Here is a 26,119-nt window from a genome sequence, read left to right on the forward strand (position 1 = left end):
CGTGCAGAGATTTCATGAACTTTACGCTTCCCCAGAATTGGCCTTTACCTGATGAATACATGCTGGAAATTGGGCGCCTTTCTGCCAATTTTAGTGTAATGGAGTCCGGTGTGAATATGGCGATAGGCAAGCTAATGGGTTACGAGGGCGTCCACGACTGGCGCGCTGCTGTGGTGGTAGCTCACTTAAATTTTAAGCAGCGGGTTGATATGCTTGAGACGCTTTGCCACGAGCTGCACGACGAATTCCCCGCACTCGCCGACTATGCGAAAGTAATGTCGGACATCAAAAAGGCCCAGAACGGCCGAAACCGCTTTTTGCACCAATCACTTTTTTACGACAAGAAGTCCGGTACGGTCAGCTCAGTATCATTGAGTGCGCGCGGGCAGATGAAGCCTCGCATCGACGCCGTGTCGCTCCAAGACATTCAGCGCGTATCGGCAGAAAGCCATCTGGCTACGCTTAGCCTCCATCAACTCATCACAGGTAGCAAGTACGCTCCGATTTGGGAAAGGCAAAACCAAGAAGTTGACAGTGGTCAAAACGCGACCTGACGAATCAGTGGAGGGCTGCCTTATGGATAGAAGACTCAAAAAGCTAATCACCGATTATCAGGCCGGCGTGCGTGAGGCCGTCGAACTTATGGCTCGCTCAGGAATTCCGATTCCTGTTACTTCGAGCGACTGGGTCGAGAACAGCATCCCTCACTGCGGCAAGCTAAACGGCGAAGTGAAGTATTTCAAGCACGGCGTCGGATGTGAGGTCGAGCTAGAGACTGGTCCGGTAGACTTTGACTTTGGCAGGCTAGGGGAGATAGACGGTTTTGATGCATGGCGCCTTGGCAAATTTGCTGGTTCAAATTTGACAAACTTTGGATTCGAATCTGCAGAAGCGATTGATAGGTGCTTTGAGGCGGCCATTAAGTCAGGCGAACTCATTGCGCCTTCATTGACCATTTATTATGTGGCGGAAGCTGAGCGCATGCTGGCGAGTGAGGTATGTCGAGACATTCCGGGAGACCTTCTACCCCACTACGACCAAGACAAAGTAGTAGCTCTGAACGTCCACAGCTTTTTAGCCGCTGATTTGATGCGCAAGAATTATCAGAAGCTTGCAAGTAAGCTGAACAAAAATAACTACCTAAGCCAAAATGACGCGCTTGCGTATCGAATCTACTTTTTGACTTGGTTAGGGTATCTTTCTGAAACATGCTCAAAGTTCGATAAGCCGACCATGTGCATCTTGCTTGCAGAAAGTCGCCCTCAGGCGTTTCGAGAGCTCATCGACCAAGCCCAGGAGCTAACGCGGCTTATCAAGCTTCACATAAAACCCCTTAAAAAGCTTCGAAATAACGTTTTTCATACACGTGAAGACGTGAAGCCTATATTGCAGTTCGCGACTGACGAAATGGGACGGTTATCCTGGGCAGGTGAACTACATTCGGCTTTCGAGGAGTTCTTTTCCATGTATAGCATACTTTGTGAGGACCACTACCTGACACGTGGACGGTTGGATGAAAGTCAGATTCGCAAGCAACACGCTCGCAGGAAAACCCAAAGGTCTAAGCAAAGTTGAGCAGCGCAACCACTAATGTATAACGGCGCACTCGAGATAATTAAGGCCCGCGTTAGCGCCTTGGGCCGGATGGCGCTGAGCTAATGTGAGTTAGACAGTGTCGTCCCGTGAGCTATCGACAATCTCCGACCATAATGCGAATGCACGAGAGCCTAAACGCCGAGTAGCTAAAGGCCTCCTAGCGAAATGCGTCACTCAAATGCTGGACAGCGAAGGTGTGTCCATTTTCCGCTCATCTCACATGTGCCGATGACCTTTGGGTTACGACGTGGTTTACCCTGGTTCCGCGTTTGTGGACAATGATATTTGGGAACACGGTTTTTGCGTCGGTAGGCATAGGCTACCGACGCTATGCAGCGCTCCAAGTCGCGTGAAGGTATTTATCTGTATCTCTTCCAGTTAAACGACGTGGTTGGGCGGAAGTGACCGCAACTACTCTAGCATTTGAGGCGATGCGAAAGTTCAGGTGTAGCACTTACTTCAAAGCTTGAATCGGATGCGTCCGGCTGACATCACGTCCTTATTCATCCACGTCGCTGAACAGCGAGCGTCCCGTTGCGTGTTCGCGTTGAACTGCCGCAGGCGCGTTCCAAAAGATGCTCTCCTCCTCAGGGTCTGAGGACTTGTGAGATTGGACTTCTGCTATTGCGGCCTGAAGCGTATCCCATAGTTCTTTATGCTGCGCCTCGAAAACAATATCCGACTCAGCTAATTCGCGCAAATCCGCAAGGAAATTGGTTATCTCCTCAAACTGACTCTCAACGTCATTGTTAGGGTCTGCTTGAGATTGAAGGTGCTCAATTCGCGAAGCAATAGCCGAGTCCATTGTTGCAAGCAGGCCAGCTGAGAGGTGCATAAGTTCGGAAGGCTTAAAGAGCGCAAGGACGGAGTCGTTGTGTACAAAGGACATTTCAAATGAATGAAGCGCTCCATGCTCAAGCATATCGACGGTCGCGTAACGTGTGCTGTCGTCAAGTAAATGCATTGAATGGGCTGTCGCGCGTAGCACGACTTCTTCGCTACCGCTAAACCTCATCCATCGTTGCAAATGTCCGTCGCGCTCAAGCAGCTCTGGGGCACGCTCGAGAATTTTTTTCACTAACTCCGCAGGCAGGCGATGGTTCAAAAAATGGAACAGTTTTTGGTTGGCTCTGGTTTCGTCTGGTGTCTCAAGCAGTCTTTCGATAAGGTCGTCGCTACAGCTCATTGGGACGACCACGGCATCTCTAACGTAAGTCGCGCCTTCAGACACTGCTTCGGAGAAAAGCGTATCGAGTTTTGCGCCGCGGACGAAGACGCTAATGAGGTCAGGCCGTTTGCTGAGAATTTCGCTGATTGCGTCAGCAAACGTGGGATGCCAGAAAGCCCAGTACTCGTGCGGGCCATCTCGGCGGCGAACGACAAGAGAATCCGCGAGCTGCATCAACGATTCAGTAAGTTGCGCTTTTGATACCCCATAATTTTTCGCTAGTAGGTCAACATCGGTCTCAGGAAATAGATAGACCGGTAGCCTAGACTGGCTCAGGAACACTAGCGTAAGGGCGGCGCGCTGGGGCACATTAAGTTCTTCGAATGTTTGAACAAGAAATTTTTGCGGCTCAGAGATGAAGCGACGCAGGTCGTCTGGGAGTGCTCGGATATGTGCCGTGTACGTGCTGTCTCCAAGTCGCCGCGCCAGTTCGGGCAGAAGTCTCTTTTCCTTCGACAATTCCGGCAAGTGCTCACGAATCTTTACTTTCCATTCAGCAGGCTGGTTGCCCACCTTTAAGTGGTTGTAGAGAATTTGTTCACGTTCCGAATGTGACAGTTCGCCAACATTAACCACCGCTACATCGTTGGCTAAGAGCTGGTGGTTTCTGGAACCCAGGCGAGGCTTGGCCTCATTCCATATGTGAGTACGGGACGTTAGGATGAAGTGGCAACCGTGCTCAATTGCCGTCTTCAGTTTTGGCATGAACTCCAGCCAGGCATTTACGTAATCTGGCATCAATAAGTTGGAGCCAAACGCATCATCCACCCAAAATAAGCGTTTGGTTTCGTGGGGATTCCAGTGTCGACGCAACTCCATGGGGCCTTCGCACTTGAAGACCTCGACTTCATCTTTGTCCACTGCTAACGTCGCTAAGATGGCCGCCAGAGTAGATTTACCCGTTGCGGGGGCGCCAAGAAGTAGAACAAGTTTATGCTCCGCAAGAATGTTGACAGCCGCTCTGTGAGGGGCGGTAGGCACGTAGACGTTGAGCGCCTTTTGGTGAGAGCCCAGTAGGGCAGCCGTTTGCTGCGCACATCTGTCGTCAAGGATGGTCGAGAGGTCGCCAAGTCCATATACTCGTGGAACCAGCGCGCGGAGGCGGGGACTACCTCTAATTTTCAGGAATAGCCATTCCCTCCCAAGAACGTGTGCTTGCTCCACGCCCAATTCCACTAAGCGCTTGCGGATTTGCGTGCCAATGTCGGCATCAATCCCCATGCTCGTGATGAAGTAATAGCGCGAAGCCAATCCCTTGGCGACCAACTCAGTGACGTTCTGCAGCTCGCCGGTGATATCCGCTGCCTTTAACCTACGGTCGGCCTTGCTAGAGAACTTGCACTGTACCGTTCCGATTGTCGATTTCCCGTTCAGCCGAGTAGCAAGGAAAACCGCGTCCTGGCCGCCGTCTTGTGCTTCGCGGTAAATCGATACTGTGCCCTGGATTTCTTCTTCCATTACTTGAGCACACAAGTCTTGGAACGCCTTCCAGCCAAGTGTGTGCAATGCAAAGTCAGCGTGATATCCCTGTGCCTCTCGGACCGGATTCGGTTCATTTAGGTGCGGTTGTTTTGTGTTCATGTCTATTTGGTCGGGCAGATTTTGGCTCGCGCAGTTCCGGAAAGGCCTCTGCATTATGACTGAAATGTTGAAGGCTCCATTTTTAGACGTAAGGTAGAACAAGGATGGTCTCCGCTGGCGATAAAGATTCGTCAGAGAGCTCAAAGTGATAATTGGTGTATTTTTCTACTAGGAAAACTGTTAATCTTTTGGCTTCTAATGTGGGTGTGGTACGTACTAAACGACAATGAAAAATTTCAGAAATCGAATGCTGCGATTTATGCAGGAAGCGAATATGAGGCGTGCAGTGCAAGTTAGGCTTGAAAGCTCTGTATTGCATTGGAGACAAGGGTGAATCCGGCTGATATCTTGGCGGGTGCAGCAGTTCCGGACAGCCCTAAACTTTATGTCATTGGCAGTTTCGACAAGCGAATCACTTTTTACTCGCAACAGGCGCGCGCGCTTTCTCTTGTTCATGCTCTGCACGACCAGGGGCACCTGAAAGATTGCAAGCGCGTTGCTGTCATCGGGGCAGGAGCTGCGGGAGTGACGGCGGCAGCCGCATTGCTGCTAGCGACGAGTGCTAAAGTGGTGCTCTTCGATAGTGCGCCTAATATGCTGTCGCTCCAAGGCGCCACAGAGCGACGAAAGCTAGACCCCCATATTTATGACTGGCCTAAAATCGATACAACAGATAGGGCTGCGAATTTACCTTTGCTCGATTGGGAATCCGGCTCCTCCAAGCAGGTCCGGATGGATGTAATCAAACAATTTGAACAAATCGTGGCCTGTCGGCCTGAGCTAGAAAAAAAGCTAGGCTGTAAAGTCACAAAAATCGAGCGCGACGATAAAGTGTACAAGGTAGCATTCACCCGTATTGGAAGCGCAGCCAATCCGGTGCCGGAAGACGATAACCCCGGCTACTTTGATATGGTATTTCTCGCAATTGGTTTCGGGGTCGAACCTAAACAAGCAATCCGCGGTGTTCGAAGCGCAAGCTATTGGTCTGACGCTGGAGTGCCTGGACCGGAGTTCGATGGACGGCCATCGCCTTCCTTTTTCATTAGTGGCAATGGAGACGGTGGACTGATTGACTTCGTTGCAGCGGCTTCGTCGGACTTTAATCACGGAACGATGCTAAGTCTCATCACCGAGAACCTGCGCATGGAAGCAGTGCGCTCAGCTTTGCAAGACATCGACAAGAGGGCGCGAGAAGTGGAGCCTGGTCAGCCACCATTGGACCTGTGGGCTGCTTACGAGACGGAAATCCATCCTCTCATCCGTGACAACGGACTTGTTCACCAGTTTCGCATGCAGATGAGGCCTGGCGTTCGCCTCGTCCTACAAACTAGAGAAAAGCAAATATTCAGTCTTGACACGGCGGTGCTCAACCGTCTTGCTGTCTACGTGAGCGTTAAAGCTTGCCAAGAGATTGGAGCGCATATTTTTAAACATATTCACTGCGGTGAAGTGACGTCGACGATTAGTGATGATGACGGGTACTTGCTAAATTGCGATGGAATTGGAGAAATAGCTGCAGATGAAGTGATTGTACGCCGCGGGCCGAATCGAGATGCTGTTCGCGAACCATTCCAAAACGTGCTAAACGCCTACGGTGAAGCTCACGCGAGATGGCTAGCACGGTACAAGAATATGACAGTTGTTCCAGGACTTTCACAGGACGCTCGCTCGTTCTTTGAGAAGTTGTGTAGAGATGCTGGCGTCCCGCCGTCGCCAAGAATACAAAATGCAGCAATACGCGCTCGTCGATTCAAGATGACGAGGGACGGCACAAACATTCATTGGACCGGGGCGGTGGCGAAAACTGACCTTGCTCAAATTTGGTCGACCTCTAACTATTACGAGCTTGTTCTTGCTGACGGAGCGGAAAGCCTCGGCAAGATGGCGCCGCTCGTGCTGCGAATTGCCGGACACTGTAAAAATTTGACTGTTTATTCGGACCGCGTATTTTGGGACGGTCTAATCAAAAGCGTGATAGATAAGGGGCCCGCCAAGGGACTCAACAAACCACTTTTCGGAGAGGGCCTTCCTGCGGGCGCTACCGAGGAGCCTCATGACTTTCCCCTCGAAGCGTTAGCTGAAGAATTGCATCACCACCTGGACAGGTGGGTGTTAACTAAGGTGGACAATTACATTAGCAAATTCCTAGCCGATGGTACCGAAGAGGGTACAGATATCGCGCTCACAATCGCACAGGACCTGCGTGAAATGATGGCAGTAACCTGGAAGAATTGGACCGCCTTATTTGATGCGGACCCTGCCTTGCTTGGGAATTTCTTGTGTCTCATGATGAACTCCAATCATGCAGAACATCCTGCTGCTCGAGTCCTTGTGGGGCCAAGCTCGACTTCAGAAATAATCCTTGGTGTCGTGGTTTCGTTAGCCATCGCCTCATGCTGGAATTCAGTTGGACCGAAAGCTGCTCTCCCTGGTAATTTGCATCGAAAATTTGATGCGGAGCCAGAGTGGGCGGGCCACACCTTCGCTGCTACTCGTATTAACGGGAAACATACACTCCGAAACGTCGCCGAGGGAATGTGGCGCACTGAGTTCGTCGTACTTGCAGTAGATGGGGCACTTGACAGCGAGCGCGCTTCCAATTTGTCGTTTAGAGATAACTCTTCAGACGAGCTAACCTTCAGTGTTCCCCTCGGTCACGAACCAGTAATGCTCACACTAAGCGGCCAGTTCTGCGAGGCGATGGAGCTCGGCGCGGCTGCGTTGACCAAATTCCTAGCTGGGGTGGACGCGAGGCGGTTTATTAGATGGGACAACGTAATCGATAAAAGGACCGCAGCATGAGCGCCATTTCCAATTCTTCGGTACTCAGTCACTTTTGTGAGCGCCTTATGTCGACAGCACAGCGAGTGTCCGCTGTGGACCATCGCGAGATGATTGCTGAACTCAAACCAGCATTAGCTGGTCACCACTTTAATGGCGGTACCACGTCCGCAAGTATGCTGAGTCCGAGCGACCTGCCGGCGGAGTGCGAAGCGCTTTCCATTAACCGCTACACGCTGATACTTGGATTACTCCCGGACACTCCAGCGCTTGAGGCGGTTCAGGAGGCCGTAAGACGCTATCGAAATCAGTGCGTTATCGCTAGGTCATTTCTAAGTCCGGCACAATCGTTAGATTTGCTCCTTGTTCTGGTCGGTCCACGTGGCAGTGATACTGACGAAGAATGGGATGCCTTGGCGAAGTTTGTGGAGCGGGATGAAAGGGTAGCGCGAAAGCTCGTATGGTTGATGCCTATAGACCCCGCGAGCGATGCCGAAAGTTACGAGCGTTTTATCAAGCAAACCTTTTTCGCACGTCCGTGGATTCAAACGGACATTCTCGATGATGTTGAACTTGATAAGTTAACGACTGAATCGACTAACAATGACGGGTTGCCGCGCGAGACAATCGATGCATGGGAGTTGGCCGTACTTGACCAAGATAAAACTCCGGATGAAATTGTGAATGAGTTAGTGGAAGCGTGGGCAGTAGGGAGGACCAAATGAGCGAAATTTTCCTATCAGGCGTAAGTATCAAAGATTTCCGAACCTTTGGAGATTTCGACATTAGCATTCCTGCTGGACCTGGTTTGACCATCGTGACTGGGGCCAACGGCTTAGGGAAGAGTAATTTCTTTGATGCTATTGAGTGGGGCCTCACAGGAAACGCAAGACGTTTCCAGCAATATGCGGAGAAAAAGAAGGTTTCGGAAGACGAGTACTTAACGAGAGCCGGGGCGCCTTCGGGGGCTCATAAAGTGAAGCTCACGTTCACTGACCAGATTGATATTGAACGGGGGCTCGGCTTAGCAACTTCTCAAGAAGAAATCATCTCTTATCTTGCCAGGCACGGTAAGAAAAAAATTCAGGACCTTGCCACTTATCTCGCGTTGACCCATTTCCTCGGACAGGCATCTGCACAGCGATTTACAAGCAGGGACGAAAAGGACCAGTGGAGGACGTTGCGTGGACCCAGTGGCATAGAGCAGTTGGAAAGCGTTAGAGAACGGATTAAACATCGGTCAATTACGCTGGCTTTCACTCGTAGAAATCAAGACGAGCAAAAAGCTATAGACGACATTCGCAACAAGCTAGCGCAATGGGAGAATTGGCAAGTCCGACTCTCTCGCCTCAAACAGTCGTTGAACGCGGCCGGCACATTGACTTCCGAACAGATGGAGGAGCGCATTGCGACTCTCGAGCTTGAAATCGCAGGCGCTCTTTCGGAAGGCCCAAAGGAAATTCAGGGCGCTTCGATTGCACAGCGCCTCGCGCAATTAGGGTCAAAAATTCGTACAGCAATTTCCCGGCTGCATGAACGGACGGACCAACTCGACGGGCTTTCGAGTTTAGTGGATTTGTTCGCCAATGCAAAATTGAATGCTGACCCCGAACATCCAGTCTTGGTCCGTGCTAGAAACGACGTCGCAAGTGCAAACGTAGTCGTCCGAGAACTCTCCGAAAGAGTTAACGCTGCCGTTTCGAACTGCGACGCTCAAAGTACGGCAATGCGCGATGTTGAACAGCACATCAATATGCTGGAGTCGACTAGATTAGACATCACAAAGCGCGATGACGTTGCAGCGCAAATTGTCTCGTTGGATGCACAGCAGGTTCATTTTTCAGAAGTAGTGCTTCAGCGCCGGACAGTATTAGTAGAAGCAGAAGCTGAGGTGCAGAAGCATCATGATGCTGCTAGCACAGCAGCAGCCTTGCGGGCTGAGGTTGATAGGGCTAGCGCGCTTGCGGTTTCGCATTCTAAGTTGCTGGAATTGGACGACGCCGTCGTGCGAGCCTTAGCAGCATCAGCTTCGGCGTTGGAAGCAGCAAATACAGCTAAGCCAGCGCTAGAATCCGCATTGAAAGAAAGAGGAGTCCTGGCCGAGGCAATAGATAAAGCCACAGTCGCATACGCTGATTCTGAGGCGCACACTACAGCCATCAATGCTGCGGTCGCGATGATTGCGAGCCATATCGCACATGACGACACCGACTGTCCAGTTTGCAGCACTCCTTTTGAAGTCGGCCAACTGAAGCTATTAGCCGATAAAGCTGCCCGCGCTGAAAGCGAAACCTTGGCAAGGATTTCTAGTGAGATTGCTTCTCTTCGCAGCAAGTCCGCTCAGCTGAATTCAAAAATCGAGGAGCTCAGCGGAATAGTGAATCGCTCGTCGGAACTCGATGTCAGTCTCAAAGCCGGTCAGGATGCAGCATCGCGAGCTCGCCTGGAATTAGCCACGGAGTTAACCCTTGATGTAACTGCAGACCTGAGCGCTGCTATTACCTCTCGCCAGCAAAGAGCCGTTGAAGGTCTGTCAATCGCCATTGCGCAACTAGAAGCGCTTGCTGGTTCTGCTGCTAGTGCGTCGGAGCGACGTCGGGCTCTTATCGAGGACATTGAGAACCAAGTCGCTCGACAAAGCCAGCTAAATGCCGGTCTGAACCAATTGCGAGCTGAGGAAAAGGCATGCTCAGAGCGCATAGTCGCTCGAGGTATGGCGAGCTGGACCATTGACGCTATCAATGACCGATTGCCTGAACAGCGGTCAACACTCGAAGCGGCGCGAATCCAACTCGGAAAATTGAATGACGAACTTTTAGCATCGCGCTCTGCGCTTGATAACGCTGGTCAGATTCTATCCGTGGCAGAGAGAGCATTGGCTGAATCGGACCTTGCACGAAAAAGCGCGCAGGAACAACTGGCGCAATTAGAGCAGCGGTGGGAGCGGGCGGGTCTGGATGGATTGCCAAGCCGCGTTGCTTTAGATGGCGCGCTATCGGCCACGCAGTCAGAGACAGCTGACTTGCGCAATAAGCAGGAGGGCCTGGACGTACTTACAACGAGCAATCAGCTTCATCTTATGCAGACTGAGTTGGAAGAAGTTATTGCCTCGATGAAGGCGGAAGGCGGTGAAGATGCAATCATCAATTCCGAGCTTCATAAAGTAAAGTTGGAGTCGCAGCTAAAGGCCGCCACTGAAGCCGCTGAGGCAACCATCGAAGCACAGAGGGCGGTGAACGGCTATGCAAGAACACTAAAATCAAACGTTGAGGAATATTCAGCTCAAGTGCTAGCTCCACTTAATGGAGTGATTTCAGAATTCAACGAGGCGATGCTGAGCACACCGGGCCAATCCATCCAGTTTTCGACAACTCATCGAGTGGATACCACGACGTTTGGAATGTCCTTGCGACGTCGAGCAAACCTTGTAGCCGGCCACAGCACGGCAGGAAGCACCGCTCCTCAACTGACGCTGAGCGAGGGCCAACTTGCCGCAAATGGGTTCAGCATCCTTTGCGCGGCCAGCACTTCGTATAAGTGGTCCCGTTGGCGTGCATTGCTGTTGGATGACCCGCTTCAACATAACGACATAATTCACACATCTGCGTTTATTGATGTAATGCGAAACCTCGTTGAACTTAATGGGTATCAGTTAATTATGTCGACACACGACAAAGCCGAGGGCGAATTTATCGCTCGTAAGTTCGATGCTGCCGGATTGCCATGCACTCGGATTTCGCTTACTGGGCCTTCAAGCAAAGGGGTACAGTTCGAAAAGCCTATTTATAACCTACCAGCTCAGGCGATAATTGGTAGGGCTGATACGCTTGGAGTGTTGGAGGCATAGGCTCGGTCAGTTTACAAAATGCGAAGCTATTTATCGAAGCCACAATTGTTTTAATAGACGCGACGCGAGATAGGACGTGTTCGTTACCACGTGCAGTATGGCCAAGACTCGGTCCGGGCTCCGCCTCCGTGACTGGCTCCACTGACGCACTCTGAACGCCGTCGCAGCGACTCCGGCTGATAGTCCCACTATCATAAGGAAGAAATTATCGAAGCCTAGTCTTCCCCCTGACTGGCGTAATTGCGGTGCAATTGCCACTCTAGGAGGAGAGCGACGATAACCCAGTTAGAGGAGCTCCCGCTTGGATATGCAAATCAGAGAGTTGAGCGGGCGTTTTGGCTACTCTAGTTAAATTTCGCCCGTAAAACATACAAACGGCCATGGATTCGAATGGTTGCCAACGCCTAGTCTCATCAGTGTGAGCATGAACAGCGATGACCTTTCAATCAGATGTTGAGGGTTCGTCGTTAATCGTCACTACGAGTAATATCGGCACGTGCCCAGCGCCTGAAGTAGGCTCTTCCTCAATAGGCATGTCTGGCGTTCCATTGCCTCCCGTATCCGAATTGCCATTTCCGCCAGAGAGAATTATTGATACGATGCGGGACGTCGCATCGTTATGTAAGGTGGGATAAGTTGAAAGAGTCTGGAAATTCTGAGCGACCTTCGAACTGAAGCTCATTGTAATGCCTCTCGGTTCCGACGTTATGTCTTGATTCTTCGAGTTATAGTTGTAACGAAGGCTCGACGTTGCCGCCGCCGCGAGCATAAAGTTCACAAAAACAGACCAGTGGTCCGTCGCTGCTGGTGTTCCCGGAGTGAACTCCCGTCCCGTAATACCGTCTAGAAAATCTGAAAAAGCCTTGCCGAAATCATCAGGGCAGTCAACGCCATCTCGAGGCTTTGTTTTAGTACCTGGGCTGGCGCCGATTGACCAAGTGCATGTATTGGGAAAACCTATAGATAGCACGCTATGGTGCGTCCCGTGAAGTACGGGGGCAGCCCATTGCTTTGCGTGCGCGGTAGTGGTGTAAGCTTCATCTTTGAAGATAGTAATATAACCCGACCCCGATTGAGCAGTCGTTGTGGCCGGGGGAGTAGGGTGAAAATCCCAATCACCGGTGCCCATTGGTGGCTGCTTTGGAAGGCGAGAAGTTCCTGTAAATTTATCCCAGTCCCTATACAGCATGAACTGCCAAGATTGATTCCCACTAGCCAGCGAACCGGTCTGGGATGTTGAGGTGGTTTTAGCCTGCAACAGCAATGCTCGCCCTGTGGCTGGTGCGCCTCCCGCATATTCTATGTGGACAAACATTAAGTCTCCGATTTCGACAGAATTTGGAGCCCTCGGAGTCTTAACCTTTGGAGTTTGATGCGTGAAGATGCCTTGTGTGAGTACGGTTGTTCCCTTCGGGGCATGCCTGCTCAGTATGTCTCTCATACCCTGAATAATTTGTGCGGAAAGCAGCGCGCTAACGAAGGCGGGCTCATCAGGAGTTTTCGGAGGATTTTGAATCCCTGCACGATGCCAGGCATAAGCATGCGACAAATTGGCGTAGTCACGAAGTTCGTCTTCACGAGCCATCTTAACTCTCTCCATAAATTATAAAGTCCCTCACAGAACTTTTAGCTGCCGTCAACTCTGCAGCGCGCAAGCAGAGACGCGCTCTTGATAGCCCCTCAGTGTTGCCTTTATAATATCTCAAAATCGCTCTCTAATGTTGAGATTGCTGGTGGAGCGGAAGCTCCTTTCCCTCGAGCCTCATGTTTCACTACGCTGTAATGACATACCCAGTTAGCCACATCAACTGAAATCTGCTACCTCTCAACTTCGCTACTTTGCGACAAAAAGCCTAACTTCTTCGCTGTTTTTCGATAGACGCGCCTAATTGCTTCAGTTTCGCCATCCCAGAACGACAGCGCATCATGCAGCGTCATTGAGGCGAGCTATTTTTAGCCGAGGCTATTGGCGTCAGCGTCCAGGAGCTTCGAAGTGGGAATGGCCCTCTTCACATTTGCGAGTGCACTGGCTTTCGCAGAAAACATATCTTCAGCTTGCCCCGTAAACTCGAGTGTGATGCGACCAGGCTGACCAACACCTAATCGCTGCTTGGTCTGCGAGTCTGACGCCGCAAGATATCTTGCGCCTCGGCTAGCTTTGAATTTATGAAGCCAACCGATGCATCGCAAAAGGCGGTCCACTCCTCGAGATGCGACCCAATCGAAGACTGACCGCTCAGCACGTCAACCTCCGTGTGAGTCGGTCCCATTACTTACTCTGACCATGGTAGGAAGAACTGGCGTTGAGGCATATCTCCCGCACTCGAGCCATAATCCATTTCTGCTCAGCTTCTGTGAACAGCCATTTTCCTTGCGCCACTTTGTTCGCAATTCCACGGCGAATTCTTTCCAGGTGAACTTCGTCTGGCCACGATGGGAATTGAAATTTTTTGCGTTCAAAGTAAATGACGAGCTGACGTACCAAATTGTCGGCGGCTTCGAAGCGGCTCATAACTTCTTCGGAAGAGCGACGCGGACTTGCATAATTGCCTTGCTCATTGCGGCACAATGCAAGCTTCGGTTGAGCGCCGCCGACGATGGCAAAAATTGGTTCAACCGGGAAATCCGCAGGCGGTGTTCCAATCGAATTGCGTTTCGACCCGGTCATTTAATTGTTCTGCCTAAGATTCAGGTGTTTGTCGAATTGCGTTGCAAGCGGCTGGACAACGAGGGCTATATGAGATTCGCCATGAGAGCGGACTGCTGACTGCTAATTTCTAGGGGCGGCCAGACTTTACGTTCTTCACTGCGCATGTGAACGCTCTTCAAGACCAGTTCGGAATCAAAGACTGCATTGAACAGTCCCACCTCATTGCGAAATACTGCCGTGTATGGAGATGCTAAAGTAGGCGTGAGACAAATAAATTCCAGGTCTCCTCCCCTAATTGCTCTAGCAGATTGAACCACGGCAGTTAACGCTACATTTAGCGCCTCCGAAATAGCTTTCAATATCTTGTCCCGACGTTCGGAATGCCCAGGGGCTGATGCGAGAGATTCCTTGGAAAATGTGTAAAGCGCAAGTACCTCCATCTCTGCATAGAAACTGCTGAGCGCGTCGGGTTTTTGCAAGCAGAGCAAGTGCTCAAATGCATCTGCAATTATTTGGGAGCTTACCTCGCGGAACCGGCGTCTCGCCAAACTTTTAGCAGCGTCGCTTAGCTCAGAGTAATGGGAATCCTCGACGCTGAAGCGACCCCAGGAAATGGTGTTGCGACAGAGTCTAAAACGTCTACCGTACCAGGTTTTAGAACGCGCATATTTTGGTGTCAAAGCAGGTGCTCCTAACAGGCAAACGGTCGCAGTCCGGCCCGTGCTGGCATGATTTACTGAAGTCGGACCACGCCAAAGGCGGCCGCGACCGACAAAAAACGTGATTTAAAAGGCGATTTTTCATACTGCGAAATTTTGTAAACTATAGTTTATATACAAAATAAAGTAAAGCGGACATGCTTTCGCTCAATGAGCACGCCGCCTAAAACCCTCGACGCAAGACAGAGATTTGCAAGCAATTTGCGAAGATGGCGTATGGTCCGCGGTATCACTCAGCAATACGTCGCAGAGCACTCCGGTTTATCGCGTGTCTACATCTCCAAAGTTGAGAACAGCTCAGCATCAGTGTCCATCGATGCAATGGAGAAGATTGCCATCGTCCTTTCAATCGATGTAGCTGAGTTGCTTGCTCTCTGAAGTGCGAAGTTGGCGAGAGATGGAATTGATGGCAGCGGCCTTGTTATCCGTCCCGATAGTGTTCTTGCGCTGACCTTCGCATCGTGAATGCTCGCGCTCAATCAAGCGCTGCAGTGGCTGCCGAACGTGGAATCTTGAAGTTGGTCCATGACGAAACCGTAGCCCACTTGTAGGCCTACAGCTGAATTCTTCACCCTGGATGCATTCGAATCACTTGACTCACTGATGGGGGAAATTCATTGCGTTCAAATGACACTCTTCGTCTATGTACACAAATGCGCTTTGTATCTGTCCTTCCGCAGTCGCCTTCGCGGCCATACAGTATTCTGTTGATGTTTTGGCGTCGAAACGATGTAGAAGGATGTATGTATGAAGGTCTTGAGATGTCATCGTAAGTGTTTGAACGCAAAAAAGAATTTCGGGATGCCGCCACTAACTTTGTATGTTTTAGGGGGGGACCTCAAGCATGAACGCAGGCAAGTCCACCGCCATGTTGCAGGTGGCCCACAACTACGAAGAGCAGGGCCAGATGGTGCGCCTGTTCACGGCGGTGATCGACAATCGCTACGGCGTCGGCAAGGTGACCTCCCGGCTGGGGCCGCAGCGCGAGACCGAGGTGTTTGACGCCAACACCGACTTCCTGCAAGTGGTGGACAAGAAAATCGCCTGCCTGCTGGTGGACGAGGCGCAATTTCTGAGCAAGGAGCAGGTCAAGCAGCTGCACCAGTTGGCGCAGGTGCGTGGCGTGCCGGTGATTACCTACGGCCTGCGCTCGGACTTCCGCGGCGAGCCTTTCCCCGGCTCGTCCTATCTGCTGGCGCTGGCGGACGATATCGAGGAGATCAAGAACATCTGCAGTTGCGGCAAGAAAGCCACGATGAATATCCGCGTCGACGAGAACGGCAAGCGCATCAAGGATGGCGAGCAGATCAGTATCGGCGGCAATGAAAGCTACCGCCAGGCATGCGGGCGTTGTTTTTATAGCGAAATCCACTAAGCCGGCGGGATGCCGAACCGAACCGAACCGAGATGAGGCGATTTATTTCCCTGCTGCTCCTGTGCTGTGCCAGCATCTCGGCGCAGGCCGCGTCGCACTATGCGTACTTGAATGCCGCTGGGAAATATCCGGTCGGCTTCCAGCTGATCAAACAATACGACTACAGCCGCTCCTCTCTGCCGTTGATTGACTCCGATACCGGCAAACCGCGGCAAGGCGAATGGGCGCGCGCCATGCAGACGCTGGTGTGGTATCCGGCCAACGGCAGCGGCAAGAGCATGACCTACGCCGATTATCTCGGCACGGCCTTTACGCGCACGGATTTTTCCCTGAGCGACGCGCAAGTGGCACAGAAGACGGCGCGGCTCATCAACCAGTCCGGCAAGGCGCTGACGCCGGCGCAACGGCAGGCGGAAGCGGACAGCCCGGTGTGGGCGCGGCGTGACGCGGCGCCGGCCGCCGGCCCGTTCCCGCTGGTGGTCTACGCGCCCGGCGCCGGTGGACCGGCGCATGAAAACGCCGAGCTGTGCGAATACCTGGCCAGCCAGGGCTATGTGGTGATCGCCAGTGCCAGCGTTGACGGCCAGGGGCGCGGGATGAAGGCGAATCTGGAAGGGGCGGAAGCGCAGGCGGCCGATATCGCCTTTCTGATCGGCTACGCACACAGCCTGCCGCAGGTGGACATGGGCCGCATCGCCGTGGCCGGCTTCAGCTGGGGTGGCCTGGCGAACGTGCTGGCGGCCGCCAGGGACCAGCGCATCCGCGCGCTGGTTTCGCTGGATGGCTCGATGCGCGGCTTCCCGGAATACATCAACGGCGGCAAGGATGCGGCCAAATACGTTACGCCGGAGCGGGTCAATGTGCCGCTGCTGTATCTGTCGGCCCGGCCGAGGACGATCGAGCAGCTGGAAGGCAGCTATGACGTGTCGTTCAGCTTCATCAACGCCATGAAGTATTCGGATGTGTATTACTACATCCTGCATCCAATGGCGCACACCAATTTCAGCACGTCGCAAATCCGCTTCAGCGGTGACGACGACTTCGATGAATATTCACGCGAGGAGATCGTGCAGGCGCACAACTGGGCGTCCCGCTATACGCTGGAATTCCTCAACGCCTACCTGAAGGGCGATGCCGGCGGCCGCGCATTCCTTGCCGCGCGTCCTGTGCGCAACGGCGTGCCGTCGCATATGATCAGCGCCGACATCCGCATGGCGGAGCAGGCGCTCAAAGTGCCTGAGGCGACTGGGCGCTAACGGCCTACGCGGCGGCGTCATTGAAGGGCGCGGTGGCGCGCCGCAGATCGGCCACGCTGGCTGGCTTGGTCAGGTGCAGATCGAACCGCGCTTCATAGGCGCGCGCCACGTCTTCCTTCTGGCCATAGCCGGTCAGCGCCACCAGCCGCACGGCGTCGCCGCCGGCTTCCCGGCGGATGGCGGTGGCCAGTTCGTAGCCGCTCATGTCGGGCAGCCCGATGTCCAGAATCGCCACTTGCGGCATCCGCTGTCGCACCGCCGCGAGCGCCTCGGTGCCGCTGTGGGCGATGCGCACCTCGTGCCCCAGCAGTTGCAGCAGTGCCGCGCCGGAGAGGGCGGCGTCGACATTATCGTCCACCAGCAGCAGGCGCAGGCCGTCATGCGCCGCCGCGCCGTCCATTGACAGTTCGGTCGCTGGCGGCACCGACAACGGCAGCACCAGCTCGAACTGGCTGCCCATGCCGGCGCCGGCGCTGCGCGCGCTGACCAGGCCGCCGTGCAGATCGACGATCTTGCGCACGATGGCCAGCCCCAGGCCCAGACCGCCGCCACGCCGCGCCAGCGATTGCGGCGCCTGATGGAAAGGCTCGAACACGCGCGCGATCAGTTCCTCGCTCATGCCGATGCCGTTGTCGCTGATGGTCAGCCGCGCATGGCTGGCGTCTGCGCTCAGTGCGATCTGGGTGACGCTGCCACCGAAACGGGCGGCGTTCGACAGCAGGTTGTTGAGCACCTGGGTCAGACGGCTGTCGTCGCCCATCACCCACACCGCGTCCGGCGCCGACAGATGGATCTGCAGGCCCGGCGTGGCGGCCACCGCATGACGCACCACGTCGGCCAGATTCAGTATGCGCAGCTCCAGTTGCAGCTTGCCGGAGGTGATGCGCGACAGATCGAGCAAGTCATCCACCAGCCGGCGCAAATGGTTGACCTGGCGCCGCATCACGCCGCGCTCCTTGCGGCTGGTCGGCTCGTCGCGCATGTCCAGCAAATCGAGCGAGGTGACGATGGGGCTGAGTGGGTTGCGCAGTTCGTGACCCAGCACGGCGAGGAATTCATCCTTGGCGCGGCCGGCCTCGCGGGCGTCCGCCAGGGCGCTTTGATGGCTGGCCAGCGCGCGGTTGAGCGAATCGAGCAGTTGCGCGCGCTCTTGCTCGCGGGCGTCGCGTAGCTGCTCGGCCTGTTTCAGCGCGTGGCCGATCTGGGCGATTTCGGTGATGCCGGACGGGCTCTGCGTCAGCGGCGCGCCGGAACCGAGCGCGGCGGCATTCTGTTGCAGCGTCCTGATGGTCGCCACCAGCCGGCTCGACAGCAGCGAGGCGAACAGGAAGCAGGCCAGCAGCGACAGCACGATGCCGGCGGCATACACGCCCATGCGCTCGTAGGCGGCGGCGCGCAGGCCCTCGGCCGGCCGGCCGACCACCACCGCCCAGCCGTAGCGCGAGCGCGTGGTGTAGGCGGTGGACATGTGCTGGCCTTCGCTGGTGACGGCGTTGCCGAAACCCTCGGCCCCGGCCCGGCGCATCAGCGCCACCAGCGAGGCGCTGGGGGCATCGCCGACCTTGCCTTGCTGGTCGCGCGAGCGCGCGACCACGGCGCGGGTGCCATCGCGCACCGCGATCACGGCGTCCGGCGGCACTTGCTGGCGCTGGATCAGGCGCACCATGCGGTCGGGCTGGATCACGGCGGTCAAGGTGTACAGCTTGCCCTGGTCGCCGGCGATCAGCACCCGCACCGGGAAGGCGAGGCGGCCGCCCGGCCCGCGAGTGAGTTGCCCTGCCACCGGCTGCTGGGTGGCCAGCAGCTGACGCAGGCTGGCGGGATCGGCCAGCGGCGGCGCGGCGGCGCCGTAGGTGTCCATGGTGCGCAACAGGACCTTGCCATCGCCGTCGGTCAGGATCACGCCGAGCCAGTCGGCCTGGTGCCGGTTCAGCGCGCTGGCGGCGGCGTAAAATCCGGGCAAGTCACCGTTTTGCAGCGGCGCCGCGTTGCCGAGCGAGGTCAGCGTGGCGATCGCGCTATCGAGTTCGGCGTCGACCGCGCTCGACAGGGCGCGCGCCAGGTCCAGCATCCAGCGCTCCTGCTCGCGTTCCTTGTAGATGCCGGCCTGGTGCAGACTCCACGCTCCCAGCAATGCCAGCGGCAGCAACCCGATCGCGGTCAGCATGATCAGCAAGTACCGCAGGGAAAACATAAAACGGGGCCGTGCAGGCATAGCAATTCTTGAACTAAATGTTGGAGTCTGACAATTTACACGAAAAAAAAGCCCGCACCGCGGGCTTTTCTGTATCGTGCACGCTCAGATGGCGTTGGCGGCGTCGTCCAGCTTGCGCATCACCGGCGTTTTGAACTCGAAACGCTTGATTTCGCCCACCATCAACAGGTAGCAGGCAATGGTCACGACGGCGTTGGCGCCGACGAACACCAGGGCCCCCGAGAACGAGCCGGTTTTCTGCAGGATGTAGCCGATCACGATCGGGGTGGTGATACCGGCGGTGTTGCCGAAGGTGTTGAACAGCGCGCCGCTCATGCCGCCCGCTTCTTTCGGCGAGGTGTCGGCCACCACCGCCCAGCCCAGCGCGCCGATGCCCTTGCCGAAGAAGGCCAGCGACATCACGGTGATGACCAGCCAGTCGGCCTCGACGTAGTTGCAGACGATCATCGAGGTCGACAGCAGCATGCCGCACACGATCGGCGTCTTGCGCGCCGTCGACAGCGATTTGCCCGACTTGATCAGGCGGTCCGAGATCACGCCGCCCAGCACGCCGCCGAGGAAACCGGCCACCGCCGGCAGCGCGGCCACGAAGCCGGCTTTCAGAATGGTCATGTGACGCTCTTGCACCAGGTAGACCGGGAACCAGGTCAGGAAGAAATAGGTCAGCGTGTTGATGCAATACTGGCCGATGTACACGCCCAGCAGCATGCGGTTGCCCAGCAACTGGCGGATGCAGGCCCAGGTGTCGAGCTTGGTGGTGGCGGCCGCCTTGTCCTTGCTTTCCAGGTCGACCAGCGCGCCGCCGGCTTCGATGTAGGCGATTTCAGCGGCGTTGGCTTTCGGGTGCTCCTTCGGACCATACACGGTTTTGAGCCAGATGAAGGCCATGACGACGCCCAGGCCGCCCATGACGAAGAACACGCTTTCCCAGCCGAACGAGTGCACCAGCCAGCCCATGATCGGGGCGAACAGCACGGTGGCGAAGTATTGCGCCGAGTTGAAGATGGCCGCCGCGGTGCCGCGTTCGCTGGTCGGGAACCAGGCCGAGGCGATGCGCGAGTTGCCGGGGAAGGAGGGGGCCTCGGCCGCGCCGATCAGCAGGCGCAGGCAGAACAGCACCGTCACCGCCGTCGCACCGGTGAAGAAGCCGACGCCGCCCATTAGCATGGTGAACACCGACCACAGGAAGATACTGAAGAAATAGGTGATTTTCGAGCCGAAGCGGTCGAGCAGCCAGCCGCCCGGCAGCTGCGCCAGCACATATGACCAGGCGAAGGCCGAGAACACGAAGCCCATCTCCACCGGGGACAAGCCCAGCAGTCGTTTGAGTTCGGGGCCGGCGATGGCGATGGTGGCGCGGTCGGCGTAGTTAATCGTGGTGACGGCGAACAGAGTCGCCAGAATGGTCCAGCGCACGCGGGTGGCTTGAGGTTGTTGCGGGGTCATGCTGTCTCCTTGCTGTGGTGCGCTGATCATAGCTCAGATATCAGACATCATACAACTGGATATCTGCTTGCAGCTTGCTAGTAAACGTTTAACGTGTTGATTTTCAGGCACATGCACCAGGGCGATGCGGGTGTCGGTTGTATGATGACAAGTGAGCCCATAAGCAAACTGGCATCATTTGCACAAACCGGGGTGTGAAGGTTTAAAATAACGGGCGGCATTACTCCAAGCACCGATTGATCACGAGGGAATAAACATGGCAACAAACAATCCAAAAATCATCTACACGCTGACTGACGAAGCGCCATTGCTGGCAACTTATTCCCTGCTGCCAATCATTAAGAAGTTTACGGCGCCGGCCGGCGTTGACGTGGTCGCCAGCGACATTTCCGTCGCCGCCCGTGTGCTGGCGGAGTTCCCGGAATTCCTGACCGACGCGCAAAAAGTACCGAACAATCTGGCCGAACTGGGCGCGCTGACGCTGAAGCCAGAAGCCAACATCATCAAGCTGCCGAACATTTCGGCCTCCGTCGGCCAGCTGCAAGCGGCGATTCGCGAGCTGCAAGGCAAGGGCTACCAACTGCCGGACTTCCCGGAAGATCCAAAAACCGACGAAGAAAAAGCGCTGAAAGCGCGCTACAGCAAGTGCATCGGCTCGGCCGTGAACCCGGTGCTGCGCGAAGGTAACTCCGACCGCCGCGCGCCGAAGGCCGTTAAAGAATATGCCCGCAAGCACCCGCACTCGATGGGCGAGTGGAGCCAGGCGTCGCGCACCCACGTGTCGCACATGCACGCCGGCGACTTCTACCACGGCGAAAAGTCGATGACCCTCGACAAAGCGCGTGACGTCAAGATGGAACTGATCACCGCCTCCGGCAAGACCATCGTGCTGAAACCGAAGGTCGCGCTGCAAGCCGGCGAAATCATCGACTCCATGTTCATGAGCAAGAAAGCGCTGCTGGAGTTCTACGAGAAGGAAATCGACGACGCCTACAAAACCGGCGTGATGTTCTCGCTGCACGTCAAGGCGACGATGATGAAGGTGTCGCACCCGATCGTGTTCGGCCACTGCGTGCGCATCTTCTACAAGGACGCGTTCGAGAAGCACGCCAAGGTGTTCGACGAGCTGGGCGTGAACGTCAACAACGGCATGGTCAACCTGTACGAGAAAATCGAGAAGCTGCCGGCGTCGCAGAAGGACGAGATCCTCAAAGACCTGCACGCCTGCCACGAACACCGTCCGAAGCTGGCCATGGTCGACTCGGCCAAAGGCATCACCAACTTCCACTCGCCGAACGACGTCATCGTTGACGCCTCGATGCCGGCGATGATCCGCATCGGCGGCAAAATGTGGGGCGCCGATGGCCGCACCGCCGACGTCAAAGCCGTCATGCCGGAATCGACCTTCGCCCGTATCTACCAGGAGATGATCAACTTCTGCAAATGGCACGGCAACTTCGACCCGACCACCATGGGCACCGTGCCGAACGTCGGTCTGATGGCCCAGCAAGCCGAGGAATACGGCTCGCACGACAAGACCTTTGAAGTCGCCGAAGGCGGCATCGCCAACATCACCGACCTGGCCACCGGCGAAGTGTTGCTGACCCAGACCGTGGAAGCGGGCGACATCTGGCGCATGTGCCAGGTCAAGGACGCGCCGATCCGCGACTGGGTCAAGCTGGCCGTGACGCGCGCCCGTCAGTCCGGCATGCCGGCCGTGTTCTGGCTCGATACCTACCGTCCGCACGAAGCCGAAGTGATCAAGAAAGTACAGACGTACCTGAAAGACCACGACACCAAGGGCCTGGAAATCCACATCATGTCGCAGACCCGCGCCATGCGCTACACGCTGGAACGCGTGTCGCGCGGTCTGGACACGATCTCCGTCACCGGCAATATTCTGCGTGACTACCTGACCGACCTGTTCCCGATTCTGGAACTGGGCACCTCGGCCAAGATGCTGTCGATCGTTCCGCTGATGGCCGGCGGTGGCATGTACGAGACCGGCGCCGGCGGTTCCGCGCCGAAGCACGTCAAGCAACTGGTGGAAGAAAACCACCTGCGCTGGGATTCGCTGGGCGAGTTCCTGGCGCTGGCGGTATCGCTGGAAGAGCTGGGCATCAAGGAAAACAACGCCAAAGCCAAGATCCTGGCGCAGACGCTGGATGTCGCCACCGGCAAACTGCTGGACAACAGCAAGTCGCCATCGTCGCGCACTGGCGAGCTGGACAACCGTGGCAGCCACTTCTACCTGTCGCTGTACTGGGCGCAAGCATTGGCCGCGCAGACCGACGACGCGGAACTGGCCGCCAAGTTCGCGCCGCTGGCCAAGCAGCTGTCGGAAAACGAGACCAAGATCGTTGACGAGCTCAACAGCGTACAAGGCGCGGCCAAGGACATCGGCGGCTACTACCAGCCTGATCCGGTGAAAACCGCGGCCGTGATGCGTCCAAGCGCCACCTTCAACGCCGCGATCGACGCAGCGTAAAGCCAATGCCGGGTGTCAAAAACCGGTGTCAGGTCTGACAAAAGCACACGGGCTCAACTGCGTAGCAGTTGAGCCCGTGTGCTTTTGTCAGACCTGACACCCGGTTTTTTACTTAGGCGTGAGCATCTGGCGCGCGTAGCGCAGGCCGACGCCGTAGCCGCCGCCGTTCTTCTCGATCACGGCCCGGGCGGCGTCGTAGGTCTCGTGGCGGGTCCAGTCGCGCTGCAGTTCCAGCAGCACTTGCAGCCAGCTGGTCATCTGTGCGCCTCGGCCCGTCATGCGCTGCACGGCGAGGTCATGGCCGGCCAGCGTCAGGCCGCCGCAGGCGTCGCCCACCACATAGCATTCGTAGCCGGCTTCCAGCGCGCTCAGCACGGCGAAGCTGATGCAGGCTTCCGTCAGCATGCCGGAGAAGATCAGCTTCTTGCGGCCGGTCGCTTCGATCGCGGCCCGCACCGTGTCGTCTTCCCACGCGTTCATGTTGCGGCGCTCCAGCACCGGATGGGCCGGCGCCAGCGCTTGCAGGTCCGGCAGCAGCGGGCCGCTGTAGACCTTGCTGGCCGAGGTGCTGATCACCATCGGCAGCGCAAACGCCAGCGCCGATGCCATCAGCGCCACCGAATTGTTCAGCAGCGTCTGGCGCTCCATCGATTGCACGCCGAATTGCAGGCCGGCCTGCTGGTCCAGCAGGATCAGGGCGCAGTTTTGGGGAGTCAGTAAGTCGTGCATGGTTTTCTCGCATTCAGGGGATGATGGCGGATTGTAGGCGCGTCGCGCCGTTCGACCATCCCTTGAAGTGGCAGCCCCGGGTTCTCCCATTGGGGGCAGATTTGACGGCGCGCGCCGGCCGTGCGAGCATGGCTCATGCTTATTTTTCATTCGCTGACGGGGAATGCCGTTGCCTCGGCCGCGCTGGTCGTGGCGTGGTTGTGCGTGTTGCGCTGGGCGCGCCATTCGGGCTGGGGGATTGCGTTGCTGACCTTGATCGGCACGATCGGCCACGAGGCCTTGCACGCGGCGGTTGGCTGGGCGGTCAATGCGCAGCCAACCTCGTTTTCCATCATTCCGAAGCGACAGAAGAACTGCTGGGTGCTGGGCTCGGTCGGTTTTAGAAACCTGAATATCTGGAACGCGGCGCCGGCCGCGTTTGCGCCGTTGTTGCTGGCCTGGGTCGCCTGGCTGGTGTTCGGGCATTGGATGCAGCCGGCGTTTCAACACGGACACTATCTCAGCTGGGCAGGCGCCGGCTACGTGACGGCGGTGGCCTTGTTTTCCGCCGTGCCGTCACATATCGACATCAAGTTGGGCGCGGCTTCGGCGCTGATGTATGGCGTCATCGGCGGCGTGATTGCGCTGGCGATTTATAGTTCGTCCTCGACCTTGGCCTTCGGCTGATTGGCCGCGTCGCCGATGCGCTGGATGCGCAACGCCATGAACGGTGTGCCGGGCAGCTTGACCACGCGCCGGTGTTGGTCGGCGGCGGTGTAGCGGGTTGGCGTGTCCAGCTCGAAGGTTTCCGGCACGCGGGTGATGCTCATGTTCCAGGTGTCGATCACGTCGACCTGGAAGCGCATGCCTTTGCTCAGATCGCGCACCGGCAACACGAACGGCCATTCCTTGATCGGATCATCGCCAAAATAGTAGAGGTAGTATTCGCCTTTCTTGCCGGCGGCGTTCATCACGAAGGCCGGATCGATCGGCGTGAGTCCCTTGGCCGGACCGGCTTCGACGATCTGGCGCAGGAAGGCGATGCGTTGCGGACTGCTGCCGGTCAGTTTGCCGCCGCCACCGATCCAGCCGTTGTCGATGATCTCGCCGTGGGTGGCGTAGGCGCCGCCGGTCAGCGCGATCCAGAAGCGCCGCGTCAGTTCTTCGCCGCTGAGCTGACCCCAGCGGCTTTCCGAGTTGCCTTCGTAATTGATCTCGTCGTGGATGATCGGTTTCTTGTAGATGTCGCGCAGCAGCGGCGAGACGCCGAACACTTTCACCGCGTTATAGTACTGCAGGCTGACGTGGGTCACCCATGGCTTGTTGTAGTCGTACAGGCGGTCGGCGTTGTGGATGGAGCGCAGATGGTCATACGGGTCGTATTTCTGCACCAGCTGGAAGTAGTGGTCGAAATCTTCATCGCTCAGGTGCTTGATGTAGCTGTTCTCGTTGGCCAGGCTCCACCAGATGTTCTGGTATGCGGCGAAGCGCGCCACCAGGTATTGGATGAAGCGGCGGTTGGTGTCGTCACTGGTGGTGTCGAAGCCCCACTGGCCTTTGTCGTAGGGCCGGAACAGGATCAGGTCGACCTGAATGCCCAGATCGCTGAGACGTTGCACATCGCGCTCCAGACGCTGAAAATACTTCGGATTGAAGCGCGAGAAGTCGAAGTTGTCCCTGGCCGTACCGACAAACGGGAACTCGGTCAGCCTGGTCGGCCCTTGCACGTAATAGGGCTTGTAGGGCGGCACGGCGAGCATCCGCGCCTTGTTGAAGGCGGTCCCTTTTAACGTCTCCAGCGTTTGCAGTTTGCGCGCTTCGGGTTGGAACGCCCATTCGTACATCGTGGTGCCGAAAGGGTAGAAGCGTTCACCATCGGCGTAGGCGAAGTGGTAGGTGTCGGCGACGCGCACCGGTCCCCGGTTCTTGCTCTCGACGCAGAGCAGGGCGCCGGTCTGGTTGTTCAGCTCCGCATAGTTGCTGTGCGTGGTGTAGGTCCATGTGCCTTCGCGATCCGGCATGAAACGGATCTTGTACACGCCTTCGCCATCATAGAATCCTTCGGGGCGGTAGGTCTTGTCGCCCTGCTTGAAGGTGGCGCTCAGCTCCAGGTTGGCAAATGGATTGCCAGCGGCAGGGCCGGACAGGGTGATCTCGTAGATGCCGTACCTGGGCACGCTCTGCTGTGCCCACACCATGCGGTGGAGGCCATACAGCAGTAGCATGCTC

At 56.2% G+C, this 26,119-nt stretch carries 17 protein-coding genes; 10 read left to right on the forward strand and 7 right to left on the reverse strand.

From position 1 onward, the window contains the following. Positions 1 to 14 precede the first annotated feature (14 nt). Positions 15 to 554, forward strand: a complete 540-nt coding sequence (locus GTP44_RS15480) for a hypothetical protein (protein WP_161020136.1) — start codon at positions 15 to 17, stop codon at positions 552 to 554. Positions 555 to 576: 22 nt separating this feature from the next. Then, entirely contained in the window at positions 577 to 1,575 is a 999-nt protein-coding gene (locus tag GTP44_RS27215; protein WP_202424095.1) for a DUF6896 domain-containing protein, read from the forward strand. A 520-nt stretch (positions 1,576 to 2,095) separates the two neighbouring features. Here the strand turns inward: GTP44_RS27215 and GTP44_RS15490 are convergent. Then, a complete protein-coding gene (locus GTP44_RS15490; protein WP_161020137.1) occupies positions 2,096 to 4,405 on the reverse strand; it encodes an nSTAND3 domain-containing NTPase in 2,310 nt (769 codons plus the stop codon). A 330-nt stretch (positions 4,406 to 4,735) separates the two neighbouring features. Here GTP44_RS15490 and GTP44_RS15495 point away from each other — a divergent pair, with 330 nt between their 5' ends. Genes GTP44_RS15495 through GTP44_RS15505 form a run of 3 tightly spaced genes read left to right on the forward strand, consistent with a single transcriptional unit; the run spans position 4,736 to position 11,033 of the window. Continuing rightward, positions 4,736 to 7,207 carry an ABC-three component system protein gene (locus GTP44_RS15495; protein ID WP_161020138.1) on the forward strand — a complete coding sequence of 824 codons (2,472 nt, stop codon included), beginning with the start codon at positions 4,736 to 4,738 and terminating at the stop codon, positions 7,205 to 7,207. After that, entirely contained in the window at positions 7,204 to 7,911 is a 708-nt protein-coding gene (locus GTP44_RS15500; protein ID WP_161020139.1) for an ABC-three component system middle component 1, read from the forward strand. The genes GTP44_RS15495 and GTP44_RS15500 overlap by 4 nt, the downstream gene beginning before the upstream one ends. Next, a complete protein-coding gene (locus GTP44_RS15505) occupies positions 7,908 to 11,033 on the forward strand; it encodes an AAA family ATPase (protein WP_161020140.1) in 3,126 nt (1,041 codons plus the stop codon). Before GTP44_RS15500 ends, GTP44_RS15505 begins: the two co-directional genes overlap by 4 nt. A gap of 442 nt (positions 11,034 to 11,475) precedes the next feature. On the opposite strand, the gene GTP44_RS15510 is transcribed toward GTP44_RS15505, so the two are convergent. Both GTP44_RS15510 and GTP44_RS15515 read right to left on the reverse strand, forming a co-directional pair. Continuing rightward, the gene (locus GTP44_RS15510) at positions 11,476 to 12,618 is read right to left on the reverse strand and encodes a hypothetical protein (protein ID WP_161020141.1); all 1,143 of its coding nucleotides are present in this window, start codon (positions 12,616 to 12,618) and stop codon (positions 11,476 to 11,478) included. 684 nt (positions 12,619 to 13,302) lie between these two features. Next, a complete protein-coding gene (locus GTP44_RS15515; protein WP_161020142.1) occupies positions 13,303 to 13,701 on the reverse strand; it encodes a hypothetical protein in 399 nt (132 codons plus the stop codon). A gap of 851 nt (positions 13,702 to 14,552) precedes the next feature. On the opposite strand from GTP44_RS15515, the gene GTP44_RS28245 reads away from it, so the two are divergent. From GTP44_RS28245 to GTP44_RS15530, 3 genes are all read left to right on the forward strand, one after another. Then, the gene (locus GTP44_RS28245; RefSeq protein WP_371867230.1) at positions 14,553 to 14,780 is read left to right on the forward strand and encodes a helix-turn-helix domain-containing protein; all 228 of its coding nucleotides are present in this window, start codon (positions 14,553 to 14,555) and stop codon (positions 14,778 to 14,780) included. Between the two features lie 466 nt (positions 14,781 to 15,246). Next, positions 15,247 to 15,777, forward strand: coding sequence for a thymidine kinase (locus GTP44_RS15525; RefSeq protein ID WP_161020144.1), 531 nt, complete (start codon positions 15,247 to 15,249; stop codon positions 15,775 to 15,777). 32 nt (positions 15,778 to 15,809) lie between these two features. Continuing rightward, the gene (locus GTP44_RS15530) at positions 15,810 to 17,033 is read left to right on the forward strand and encodes a dienelactone hydrolase family protein (RefSeq protein ID WP_161020145.1); all 1,224 of its coding nucleotides are present in this window, start codon (positions 15,810 to 15,812) and stop codon (positions 17,031 to 17,033) included. A 4-nt stretch (positions 17,034 to 17,037) separates the two neighbouring features. Here the strand turns inward: GTP44_RS15530 and GTP44_RS15535 are convergent, their stop codons facing one another. Then, the gene (locus GTP44_RS15535) at positions 17,038 to 19,227 is read right to left on the reverse strand and encodes a hybrid sensor histidine kinase/response regulator (RefSeq protein ID WP_229256931.1); all 2,190 of its coding nucleotides are present in this window, start codon (positions 19,225 to 19,227) and stop codon (positions 17,038 to 17,040) included. A gap of 105 nt (positions 19,228 to 19,332) precedes the next feature. Further along, positions 19,333 to 20,694 (reverse strand): MFS transporter, encoded by a 1,362-nt coding sequence (locus tag GTP44_RS15540; protein ID WP_202424096.1) that lies wholly within the window; start codon positions 20,692 to 20,694, stop codon positions 19,333 to 19,335. 256 nt (positions 20,695 to 20,950) lie between these two features. Here GTP44_RS15540 and GTP44_RS15545 point away from each other — a divergent pair, with 256 nt between their 5' ends. Further along, on the forward strand, positions 20,951 to 23,182 hold the full coding sequence (locus GTP44_RS15545; protein ID WP_161020148.1) for an NADP-dependent isocitrate dehydrogenase: 2,232 nt from the start codon (positions 20,951 to 20,953) through the stop codon (positions 23,180 to 23,182). Positions 23,183 to 23,290: 108 nt separating this feature from the next. Here the strand turns inward: GTP44_RS15545 and GTP44_RS15550 are convergent, their stop codons facing one another. Further along, on the reverse strand, positions 23,291 to 23,911 hold the full coding sequence (locus GTP44_RS15550) for a hydrolase (protein ID WP_161020149.1): 621 nt from the start codon (positions 23,909 to 23,911) through the stop codon (positions 23,291 to 23,293). A gap of 135 nt (positions 23,912 to 24,046) precedes the next feature. On the opposite strand from GTP44_RS15550, the gene GTP44_RS15555 reads away from it, so the two are divergent. After that, complete coding sequence (locus GTP44_RS15555; protein ID WP_160989893.1) at positions 24,047 to 24,577, forward strand: hypothetical protein; 531 nt, start codon at positions 24,047 to 24,049, stop codon at positions 24,575 to 24,577. On the opposite strand, the gene GTP44_RS15560 is transcribed toward GTP44_RS15555, so the two are convergent. Continuing rightward, positions 24,544 to 26,115, reverse strand: coding sequence for a DUF5060 domain-containing protein (locus tag GTP44_RS15560; protein ID WP_229256935.1), 1,572 nt, complete (start codon positions 26,113 to 26,115; stop codon positions 24,544 to 24,546). The two genes, GTP44_RS15555 and GTP44_RS15560, sit on opposite strands and share 34 nt — an antisense overlap. Between the last annotated feature and the right edge of the window lie 4 nt (positions 26,116 to 26,119).

Source organism: Duganella lactea, from assembly GCF_009857505.1.
Taxonomy (GTDB): domain Bacteria; phylum Pseudomonadota; class Gammaproteobacteria; order Burkholderiales; family Burkholderiaceae_D; genus Rugamonas; species Rugamonas lactea.